6 protein-coding genes are annotated in these 11,754 nt (G+C 50.0%); 5 read left to right on the top strand and 1 reads right to left on the bottom strand.

All coding sequences use genetic code 11. The features are described 5' to 3' along the window. From DFO56_RS25065 to DFO56_RS24135, 4 genes are all read left to right on the top strand, one after another. Positions 1-204 (top strand): hypothetical protein (locus DFO56_RS25065; RefSeq protein ID WP_233500435.1); only part of this gene is annotated, 204 nt, incomplete at its 5' end. Between the two features lie 11 nt (positions 205-215). Further along, positions 216-428, top strand: coding sequence for a cold shock-like protein CspF (gene cspF / locus DFO56_RS24140; protein WP_072051671.1), 213 nt, complete (start codon positions 216-218; stop codon positions 426-428). Positions 429-551: 123 nt separating this feature from the next. Then, on the top strand, positions 552-722 hold the full coding sequence (locus DFO56_RS25060; protein ID WP_255419539.1) for a transposase: 171 nt from the start codon (positions 552-554) through the stop codon (positions 720-722). Positions 723-875: 153 nt separating this feature from the next. Next, positions 876-9,458, top strand: coding sequence for a GH36-type glycosyl hydrolase domain-containing protein (locus tag DFO56_RS24135; RefSeq protein WP_045514358.1), 8,583 nt, complete (start codon positions 876-878; stop codon positions 9,456-9,458). A gap of 19 nt (positions 9,459-9,477) precedes the next feature. Here the strand turns inward: DFO56_RS24135 and DFO56_RS24130 are convergent, their stop codons facing one another. Further along, a complete protein-coding gene (locus tag DFO56_RS24130; RefSeq protein WP_045514395.1) occupies positions 9,478-9,711 on the bottom strand; it encodes a hypothetical protein in 234 nt (77 codons plus the stop codon). An 831-nt stretch (positions 9,712-10,542) separates the two neighbouring features. Here DFO56_RS24130 and lpxP point away from each other — a divergent pair. After that, complete coding sequence (gene lpxP, locus DFO56_RS24125; RefSeq protein WP_045514360.1) at positions 10,543-11,451, top strand: kdo(2)-lipid IV(A) palmitoleoyltransferase; 909 nt, start codon at positions 10,543-10,545, stop codon at positions 11,449-11,451. Positions 11,452-11,754 lie beyond the last annotated feature (303 nt).

The following is an 11,754-nucleotide window of genomic DNA, read 5'->3' as shown; positions in this document are numbered from 1 at the left end:
GTCGGCATGGTTCTAGCGAACAGATGTCACCGACAGAATATGAAAACCAGTATTATCAACGGCTCGGAAGTGTCTAGATTATCCGTGGCGATTCAGGGAATTATAATAAGCAAATTATATTTTAGCCGTCCAGAGGGCCGAGAGGATAAATTAAAAGTGGCATTAAATTTATTTCAACGTATAGTTATTATGTGTTTTCAATAAAAGGAATTGACTTGTCCCGTAAAATGACAGGAATTGTCAAAAGTTTTGACAGTCTCAGTGGCAAAGGCCTCATCACCCCTTCAGATGGTCGAAAAGACGTTCTTCTTCACATTTCAGCCGTTAACTCCAGAGAATCAGAATTACTCATTCCAGGGATACGCATCGAATTTTGTCGGATCAACGGTCTCTGTGGTCCGGTGGCTGCAAACATCTATCTTTCCTGAAACAATGTCATCTCTCCCTGTGGTATCCCACTATTGGAAAATTTATATGGGAGGAAAAATTAAATGATTAAATTTCAATCAAACGTGTTACGGTGAAGCTCATTCATTGAAAGGCTACTCATCATGTCTCTCATCGATTACGCAATGAAATTAATTGGTGGCTCATCGACGTCCTCTGTCATCTGCCCGGTTTGCGGCTTACGCTCATCTCAAATTCTCTCCAGAGTTCGCCGCCAACAGACAATGCTGTGCCCGGGTTGTAAGGCGCTGTTTGTCTTACCACACTCAACATGACACTCATCCACGCAGAAATCCGGTGTTCTATACTACTTAGGTTAAATTCCAGCAGCTGTTAAATCCCTGATGCCTTACGCCCATCCTGAGAGAACGTTTCTGAACTGATTTCGCAACTGCTCCTGCGCGCTAACGTCGCATCAGAGCAACGCTATGAAAATGAAACCCTGGGCGTGGTTTGACCGCTCCCGTATTCCGACGAATACCTCCGGACGCGTTATGTTTCCGGCGAACGATCCTGCCGGTGAAAACACTCCACAGCCAGAACTCTTTTCGACCGTACAGATGGAACGCTATGGTCAGAAGCTGGCACGCACGCATAAATTATCGCCGGATAAACCCGCTTACTACCTTCTGAAACGGCTCAGCGACAATGAAACTGTTATCACGCAAAACTGTTACGAGCTCAATGCCGGGAAAAAAACGAGCATTATGCCCGCCGGGGAATGGCTGCTGGACAATTACTACCTGATTGAAGAACAAATCCGCACTGTCCGCCAGCACTTGCCGAAAAGCTTCGGTAAAGGTCTTCCATCGCTGATGTCACCACTGAATTGCCCACGAATTTACAATATTGCATCTGAGGCCATTGCTCACGGTGATGGCCGCTGGGATGCCTCCAGCCTGACAAGCTATCTCACAGCCTATCAACAGGTGACACCGTTGACACTGGGTGAAGTCTGGGCCTTACCGGGTATGCTGCGCCTGGCGCTGATTGAAAATCTTCGGCGTATCAGTATGGAAGTGATAAAAGCTCAACAGGACAGAAACCTGGCAGATACGTGGATAACAAGGATTTTCGAATGTGCGGAGAACAAGCCTGGTGATTTAATCATGGTGGTTGCCGATATGGCGCGCTCCCGTCCTCCGTTAACCAGTGCGTTTGTCGCTGAGCTGGTGAGGCGCCTGCAAGGACATGGTAACACGCTGTCGTTACCTCTTACCTGGGTTGATCAGTGCCTCCGGGAACAAGGGCGCACCACTGATTTTCTCATACATGGCTTCAATCAACAGCTTGCCGCCAGCCAGCTATCTGTCAGTAACAGCATCGCGGGTCTGCGATTACTGAGCGAAACGGACTGGGCTGATTTCGCCGAAACGATAAGCGTCGTCGAACAGGCATTACGCAATGATCCTGCAGGTATCTATTCCCGGATGCACTTCAATACCCGGGATCATTACCGCCACGTTGTTGAGCGCCTGTCCAGGGATAGTGGTCTCAGTGAGCCTGAGGTTGCTGAGAGAGTACTGGCACTTTCAGGGGGTAAGGCTTCCGACGAACAGGAACATCACGTAGGGTATTATCTCGCGGGTGAGGGGCGACAGGAGCTGGAGATTCATCTGTTGGCAAACACCTCCTGGCTCATACGTTTGCGCCACAGTTTCAACCGAGTAACCCTGCTGTCATGGCTTGGAAGTCTTGCGTTGTTGGCCACCGCAACAACAGCGGCAATATTGCACGAAACTGCCCTGCAGGGTGCAGACTGGCTGCTGATCCCGATAACATTGCCTCTAATTATTGCTCTCACTCAGTTAATGAGTGATTTACTTAGTGACGCAACAACCCGTTTTCGCGTTCCTCGTCCATTGCCAGGCATGGACTTTTCAACCGGCATTCCCGCTGACAGTGCAACCATGATCGTCATCCCTTGCATGCTGACTAGCCACGACAGTTTCAGCAAATTCCTCACCAGTCTGGAAGTCTGCTGGCTGGGGAATGAAAACGAAAATCTCAGGTTTGCTCTGCTCACCGATTTCTCTGATTCTGAGAATGAACCCTCACCGGAAAGTAATGCTCTGCTCAGACAGGCTATCGTCGATACGCAGGCACTTAATCGCCGTTATCCCTCCAACCGCCCACGTTTTTATTTGTTACACCGCCAGCCTGAATGGAACCCCGCAGAAGGAACGTGGATGGGTTATGAACGCAAGCGGGGAAAACTGGCACTGCTGAATAGCTGGTTGCGCCATCCGGGGACACAATTCGTCAGCGTTGCCGATATGCCTGCTCAGCTTTTACCGGGTCATATTAAATACGTCATTACCCTGGACAGTGATACGGTGCTGCCACGCGATACGGCGCACAAACTGGTCGCAACGATGGCGCATCCGCTGAATACGCCAGAGTATGATCCTGCAAGTCAGAGGGTTGTCAAAGGATTCGGCATTCTGCAACCCGGCCTTGCAGAGGAGATACCTCTTAACGGTCAGGGACGTTACGCCGCCATGCGCAGCGGCATACCGGGCACTAATCCCTATTCGATGATGTCTTCGGATATCTATCAGGATCTCTTTGGGGAAGGATCGTTCGTCGGTAAAGGGATTTATGATGTCGATATCTTTGTACAGGCCACTGCCAACACTTGCCCGGAAAATCTGGTTCTCAGCCATGACTTACTTGAAGGGTGCTATGCACGATCGGGGCTACTAAGTGAGGTCTTACTTTACGAACAGTACCCCAATAATTACCTTTCGGACGTCGCGCGTCGTTCACGTTGGATCCGGGGCGACTGGCAATTGCTTAACTGGCTGAAGCCACATGTCAGAAAAACTGATGGAACCCGGGACAAGAACCCGCTGTCCACTCTTTCTTACTGGAAATTACTCGATAATTTGCGTCGCAGTCTGGTCGCCCCTTCTTTACTGGTATTGCTGTTCTTTTCCCTGATTTGGGTACCCAATCCATTTTACTGGCTTGGCGTACTGGCACTGATATGGCTGTTACCTACCATCCTCAGCATCGTCCACAACTTTCTGCATAAACCTCTGCGTCGTCGCCTGAAGCCGCATCTGTTACTGGTGGGGGCAGGCGCGCTGAAGCGTTTGTCAGGCGTCGGCCTTAATTTTGCGATACTGCCGCATGAAGCCGGATATTCGCTCAAGGCGATTGCCGTGACGCTATGGCGACTGGGAGTCAGCAGGCGTCACCTCAGCCAGTGGGTCAGTCACAGTCTGGACAGCAATCAGGACAAACCCTCTGTTGCACGTTTTTATCAGGCGATGTGGCTGAATGTTGCATGTGGCGTGACGCTTACAATACTGACTGGACAATTTGCACCGCCACTACTGTCGATTGCCTTGTCGATCGGTTTGTTATGGTGTCTGGCACCGCTGCTGATGAGCTGGTTGAGTCGCCAGCCTGTGCACAAGGTGTTTTCGCCAAATAAGGAACAAATACAGCTGTTACGCCAGACAAGCCGTGAAATCTGGTCATTTTTTGAGACCTTTGCCACAGAAAAAGAAAACTGGCTTCCGCCTGATAACTACCAGGAAATACCGCAACCGACGGTGGCCCATCGTACTTCTCCTACCAATATTGGCCTTTCCCTTATGGCTAACCTGACAGCCTGGGACTTTGGCTACCTGCCCGGCGGAGAGGTGCTACGACGCGTGTCGCTCACCCTCGACACACTGGATAAAATGGAGCATTACCGGGGCCATCTTTATAACTGGTATGACACCCGTACACTGGCCCCCCTCAGCCCACGCTATGTTTCAAGCGTCGACAGCGGAAACATGGCGGGGCACTTGTTGACACTGCGTGAAGGGCTGTCCGCTATGCGTCATCAGCCCGTTTTAAACACCCAACGGATACTGGCTGGATTGAACGATACGCTGGATATTCTGGAAAAACAGTGGGGTCAGAACCCGCCTGATAGCCTGCGGCTGCTACGCAAACATTGGCTGAGTGCGGTGTCGCTACCTCCGCAGGCGTTTTTCAGCGAGCTGAAAAGAATGCGTACCCAGTGCAACCATTTGACAACGCACTGTCATCAGGGGTCTCCCCTTCAGATGCGCTGGTCAGGGCATCTGGAGCATCAACTGGTTCAGCTTTGCCATGAGTGGTCGCTGCTGCTTGGCTGGCTACCTGCCTCCAGGAACGAACAGCCGCTGCCGACGCTGAGCGAGCTTGCCCAGGCAACATTTTCCGGTAAGGGAACACCTACGGCGTCAGCGGCAGAGCAGGCCCGGATGCGACTGAATATTATCACCGAGCTTGAACAGCGGCTGAATGAGCATGCCCGGATGGATTTCGCCTTTCTGTACAGCGAAGCAACCAGTCTGCTCAGTGTCGGTTATAACTGTGACACGAATACGCCTGATAAGAGCCATTATGATCTGCTGCCCTCTGAAATCCGCCTGACTAGTTTTCTCGCTATTGCGACTAATCAGTTGCCTCTTAAAAGCTGGTACGCGCTGGGGCGGCTGTTTACCACGATTGATAATGAAACGGCCCTGATGTCATGGAGCGGGTCTATGTTTGAATACCTGATGCCGAATCTGGTGATGCCCACCTGGCCAGGCAGTCTGCTTGATGAGATGAGTCAGTCTGCGGTTATGCGCCAGATTCACTGGGGGAAAGAACGCGGGGTACCATGGGGAGTTTCAGAGTCTGGTTATCATGCTTTTGATGTTCAGCGTAATTATCAATATCAGGCATTTGGCGTACCGGGGCTCGGTCTGCGCAGGGGACTTGCGGATGACATGGTTGTCGCCCCGTACGCCACACTGCTGGCGCTGATAGTCTCACCACAGAGAGCCTGTGAGAATCTGTTCAGACTGCAAAAAAATGGCGCCCATGGCGAATACGGTTTTTACGAAGCGCTGGACTATACCCCCTCACGCCTCGCAACCGGTCAGCTCTATGCGGTGGTGCAGTCATGGATGGCACATCACCAGGGCATGGCTTTTCAGGCGCTGGCCCATGTGCTGCTTGGTGCCCCCATGGCTGAGCGATTCATGTCCAGTACAGTTTTCCGGTCAGCGAGTCTGCTCTTACAGGAACGCGTGCCGGATGCGGTCGATCTCTATAGCCCGCGGCGTCATTTTGAATCTCATGAGGGCAGAATGAAACCCGTTCGCTATGAACCCCGGATTTTCAATGGGGTAGACACACCAGCCCCGGATATTCAGTTGCTGTCTAACAGCCATTATCATCTGATGTTGACAGCGGGAGGGGGAGGTTACAGTCGCTGGAATAATATTGCTCTTACGCGCTGGCGCAGTGATACTACGCGCGATAACTGGGGAACATTCTGCTATATCCGCGATATGCAGACGGGCGACGTGTGGAGCAATACCTGGCAGCCGACATGCAATGCCAGCGAACACGACGAGGAAGTGATCTTCACCGATGCGAGCGCTGAATTCAGACGTACCTTCGCTGGACTCAGCGTCAAAACTCAGGTTGTGATCTCCCCTGAGGATGATATTGAGCTGCGACGGCTCACACTGATTCATCGTGGTCGCCAGCCCCGATCCCTGGAGCTGACAACCTATGCCGAAGTGGTACTGGCACCTGATGCCAGCGATCAGGCACACCCGGCATTCAGCAATTTGTTTATTCAGACTGAGCTGAATCCTGAACGTGACGCTATTCTTTGCCACCGGCGCCCGCGCTCACCGGATGAATCGAGTCCCTGCCTGTTTCATATGATGGTGGTGCATGGCGATAACCGTCATAACGTCTCGTTTGAAACGGACAGGGCAAAATTTCTTGGTCGTGGCAGAACTCCCGCTAACGCCCTTGCAATAGAGGGCGGAGGGTCGCTCAGCAACACATCGGGGCCAGTACTGGACCCTATACTGGCGATACGCAACACCATCATTCTGCAGCCGGGGCAGCCGGTCACGATTGATATCATTTATGGTATCAGCGATAACCGCCAGCAGAGTCTGGAGTTGCTGGAGAAATATCGCGACTACCCTATTGCTGATCGAGTCTTTGAACTGGCCTGGTCTCATAGTCTGGTGGTATTACGCCAGATGAACGCCAGTGAAGATGATGCCACCTTGTTTAATCGTCTCGCCAGCGCAGTGCTTTACCCTGTCCAGGAGCTACGCGCCGAAGGTCGGGTGATCAGCCGAAACCGGCGTGGTCAGTCAGGTCTGTGGGGCTGGGCAATTTCAGGTGATCTGCCGATAGTGCTGCTCATTATTACCAGCGAGGAAAGTATCGCCTCCGTTACCACACTGATTCAGGCACACCGGTACTGGAGACAGAAAGGACTGGATGTTGATTTAGTGATCATGAATAACAGCCCCGGGGGCTACCAGCAGGAATTACAAAATCAGATTATGGATTTAATTTATGCCGGGTCTGAGGCCAGTCTGCTGGATAAACCGGGCGGGCTTTTTGTCCGGAATGGCGAGCACCTCTCCGCTGAGGATAAGTTGCTTTTGATGAGCGTGGCCTGTCTTTATCTTGATGACCGCACAGGTGGAATTAATGAGCAGCTTAACCAGCGTATTAATACCCTGAAACCTCCGGTAAGAGCATTCATTCCACATGCTGTGCGGGAGCGTAATCAACATACGGACTGGATTCCCGACATCAGTCAGTTATGTCATTTCAATGGGTACGGTGGATTTTCGCAGGATGGTCGGGAATATCAGATTGTCCTGCGTGAAAATGCGCTGACACCGGCCCCCTGGTCAAACGTACTGGCTAATTCCCATTTTGGCAGCGTGATTTCAGAGGCGGGACAGGCTTACACCTGGTATGAGAATGCACATGAATACCGGTTAACACCGTGGGAGAACGATCCGGTGAGCGATCGCAGCGGCGAGGCGTTTTATCTGCGCGATGAAGAGAGCGGTGAGTGTTGGTCACCGACGGCTTTGCCTGTTCGCGGACACGGTAATTATCTGACTCGTCATGGTTTTGGTTACAGCGTTTTTGCCCATCGTGAGAACGGTATAGACAGCGAGCTGACGGTCCTGGTTGCCGAAGAGGCGCCGGTAAAACTGGCGCTCCTGACGATCAGTAACACTTCGGGACGGACACGTAAACTCTCTGCCACTGGCTATGTTGAGTGGACACTCGGAGAGGCCCGAACGCGTTCAGCTCCTCACATTGTGACACAGGCGGCCAGTATATCTGGCGGCTGCGGGGTACTGGCGAACAATTTTTACGGTGATAACGGTGGCGAGCGTACTGCATTTTTTGCCGTCAGCGGTAATGATTGTTCACTGACAGGCGACCGTCGCGAGTTTATCGGCCGTAATGGTTCTCTGCACGATCCGTCTGCTATGAAATTGCGCAGACTTTCAGGTAAGACGGGAGCAGGGGTGGATCCCTGCGGGGCGGTACAATCGGCGGTCACATTAATTGATGGGGATCAGAGGACATTTATTTTTATCCTCGGCGCAGATGAAAATCACGCACGTGCTCAAGAGAGTCTTGCCCATTATATGAATGAGAATACGGTCCGCCAGGAGCTAAACCGGGTTCACAACCACTGGCACAATGTGCTCGATAAAATCGTGGTTAACACCCCCGACACTTCCGTAAATTTACTGGTTAATGGCTGGCTAATGTATCAGACAGTCGCCTGTCGCCTTATGGCCCGCAGTGGTTACTATCAGTCTGGCGGTGCATTTGGTTTTCGCGATCAGTTGCAGGATACACTGGCACTGAGTCATGCCGATCCGAACCGAATGCGTGAACAGATAATACTTTGTGCATCACGGCAATTTATTGAGGGAGATGTGCAACACTGGTGGCACCCGCCACATGGCAACGGTGTTCGTACCCGCTGTTCTGATGACTACCTGTGGCTTCCACTTGCCGTTTGCCACTATGTGGAAACGACGGGGGATAAGGATGTTCTGGAAATACGTATCCCTTATCTGGAGGGGCGTCAGCTTCTGCCAGGTGAAGAGTCTGTCTATGACACACCGATCATCAGCGATACCGAAGAGACTCTCTGGTTCCACTGCGTCAAAGCGATTCAATATGGTCTGCGGTTCGGAGAGCATGGCCTGCCTCTGATGGGGGCAGGCGACTGGAATGACGGGATGAACCGGGTTGGTATTGAAGGTAAAGGTGAAAGCGTCTGGCTGGGCTTTTTCCTGTACGACATTTTGCAGCGGTTTGCAGCCCTGGCGGAGCGCAGGGAGGATGACACTGTCGCCTCGATATATCGTTCACAGGCCCTGCGCCTGCAAAACAATCTCGAAGCCCACGCCTGGGATGGCGAATGGTACCGGCGCGGGTATTTTGACGATGGTACCCCCCTGGGGTCGAAAGCTTCGCAGGACTGCCGGATTGATGCGATTGCACAGAGCTGGTCTGTATTGTCCGGGGCCGCAAGCCCGGTCCGCTACACACAGGCCATGCAGGCGCTGGATAAGCACCTTGTAGATAACGAAGGAGGATTAATAAAACTGTTAATCCCCCCTTTCGATGGGCATGGTTCTAACCCGGGTTACATTCAGGGATATCTGCCTGGTGTTCGGGAGAACGGAGGGCAGTATACACATGGTGCCATCTGGGCAGTAATGGCATTTGCCCGAATGGGGAATACAGAACGCGCCTGGCAACTCTGGTCAATGCTCAACCCGATCAATCACACGTTGGATGCAGAAGGAGTTGCGGTCTATAAAGCAGAACCCTACGTTATGAGTGCTGATGTCTATAGCGTTGCTCCCCATACCGGACGAGCAGGCTGGAGCTGGTATACCGGTTCCGCAGGCTGGGCCTGGCGTCTTCTGACCGAGGAATTACTGGGAATAAAACGATCCGGTACCGCCTTCACTGTCCATGCTCGGTTGCCGGAGGAGTGGTCATCTTTTGCTATGACATACCAATATGGCGAAAGCCATTATCAGATTAATATTTCGCGCGGTGACGGAGTATATCGGGTCACTCTGGATGGTCACGGTCTGCCTGATGACAGAATTCCTCTGCTGGATGACGGACAAAACCATACAGTTGAAATCATTCAGAACTGACGCGGAATTAAAATGCGCATTAACGCCTGCCGTTAATGCGCTGATTATCCCTGAGAACATCAATCGCGGTCTGCATGGCAACTTTGTCATCCCGTCTTTTTTGCTTGCCCTGCATCACCTGTAAATATTCAAGCAACGTACGGGTGTTAATCGGCCTGCCCTGTTTGCCCACAGCCAGCAGGGCTTCACCAAGGATCATTTTCACTGGCGGCAACTGTGCCGGGTACCAATCAAGTGTATCATCAGATTTCATCATAAATTTCTCATGGAAGGGTATTGTATCATAAAACAGAGATTCAATTTATGATTCAGTTATCAATGGTCGGAATTCAATACAGTCATTTTTATAAAAACACATAATAACTATTATAGTTTACAGACACTCATTTCTTATACGCAAGAACTCAGCCATTTTAAAGAAAAACCTGTTCATGTTGCCTGCCAGACATACACACAGGGCCGCTCAGACAGTGTGGAAATTACGGAAAGAATCGGTTCTGGAATGCCCTGAATGTAATTATGTAGTGCACCAGAATGTTAGTGCATCGGCAGTTGATCAGTCCTTGTAACCGAACGTGACAATACAGGAAGATCAAAAGATTTCTTTTTACTGCAGTTGTAGACGACAGGATAATGAAATGAAACCTCCAGTACTTGTTGAGCAAAATGTCCCTTAGAGTCGCCATCACAGGTAGGTCAACCTTTCTTTATTCACAGAATTCGATTTAATAATGACAAATATGCAATCGCCCCGGAAATTTCTGGGATTTCTTCAAACAAGGCGAGATTCCCTAGAAAAACGATAGCTAATTTCCCAAAATTCGTTTTCACCCTATTGAATGTGTTGAGAATGACAAACCAACAAGATAATTTGTTGGACGTTAATAATAAAAATATTAATTTTTCGTCAAAAATCATTGGATTAAAAATTTCGCGCAATCTTCCGAATCTCTTAAGAGTAGCGAAAAATTATTTTATTGAATTTAATCCCCCTTAAGCTGTCTAAAAAGATGTGTATCGCTAAAGACGAATTTCTCATTTTTTCCTTATGCGTTACCACCTTCAATTGCCTTAAGGAAAAACCATGTCACAACCATTTACTCACCATTTACTTCATCCACGCTACTGGCTTATATGGACTGGTTTGGGCCTGCTATGGATTATCGTTCAACTTCCTTATCCAATATTACATGTGCTGGGCTCTGGTCTTGGAAAAATATCCAGACCCTTTCTGAAACGTCGGGAAGGTATTGCGGTCAGAAATATTGAACTCTGCTTTCCCGAGATGACACCGTTTGTCCGAAGCCAGATGGTTAGTAAAAACTTTGTTTCTCTTGGGCTGGGACTGATTGAAACGGGTATGGCCTGGTTCTGGAGTGATGCAAGAGTCAAAAAATGGTTTGATGTCGAAGGAATTGAAAACCTGACAAATGCAACCAGAGGGGTAATGGTTGTCGGGATTCATTTCATGTCTCTTGAATTATGCGGAAGAGTAATGGGGTTATGTCACCCTATGATGGCGACTTATCGCCCGCACAATAATCCATTGATGGAATGGGTTCAGACAAAAGGACGTATGCGCTCAAATAAGGCAATGATTAATCGACGTAATTTATCTGGCTTTGTTCATGCACTTAAGGCCGGTGAAGCTGTGTGGTTTGCACCTGATCAGGATTATGGGCCTAAGGGTAGCGTTTTCGCTCCCTTTTTCTCCGTAAAAAAAGCAGCCACGACGAATGGAACGTATGCACTGTCAAAACTTGCTTGCGCAGATTTGATCACTCTTAGCATGATCCGACGGAGCGATAAAAAAGGTTATCAGATGTATGTCAGTAATCCTTTATCAGGGTATCCCGAGGGAGACGAGATCGTCGCAGCTGGTTACATGAATAAGATCATCGAAAATGAAATCCTCCGCGCCCCAGAACAATACCTGTGGATGCATCGCCGGTTTAAAACCCGTCCGGAAGGAGAGGCTTCTTTATACGAATAAAAACATCAACTGACTTTTATATATTACTTTTTATTGTCAATGAAATCATTTGTGAAGCCTAAGATGATCAGTTATCCGGCCTGTTTCATATGGGTTATGGCATAATTATCAGTCATGACTCCCCACCTAACCAATTTGGCGTTTATATGTCCGCTGATCGCTCAGAGCGGCCCTCTCGTTCCCATAGGCGGTCCGCTGAGTGCCAACTGCGGATGTTGCTTACATCGAGATATATTAATTTATGGTGAGCTGGTCACATGTCAGGGCAATATGTGTGAAAGCCGATACCAGAGGGAGAGGATT

This window comes from Kosakonia sp. AG348 (assembly GCF_003337365.1).
Classification (GTDB): domain Bacteria; phylum Pseudomonadota; class Gammaproteobacteria; order Enterobacterales; family Enterobacteriaceae; genus Kosakonia.
The sequence above is the reverse complement of the archived record's forward strand: the minus strand, read 5'-3'. Positions and strand labels throughout refer to the sequence as shown.

Coding starts and splice junctions, on each gene's coding strand:
- DFO56_RS25060 (WP_255419539.1), top strand. CDS start 552: ATGTCTCTCATCGATTACGCAATGAAATTAATTGGTGGCTCATCGACG.
- DFO56_RS24135 (WP_045514358.1), top strand. CDS start 876: ATGAAAATGAAACCCTGGGCGTGGTTTGACCGCTCCCGTATTCCGACG.
- lpxP (WP_045514360.1), top strand. CDS start 10,543: ATGTCACAACCATTTACTCACCATTTACTTCATCCACGCTACTGGCTT.
- DFO56_RS24130 (WP_045514395.1), bottom strand. CDS start 9,711: ATGAAATCTGATGATACACTTGATTGGTACCCGGCACAGTTGCCGCCA.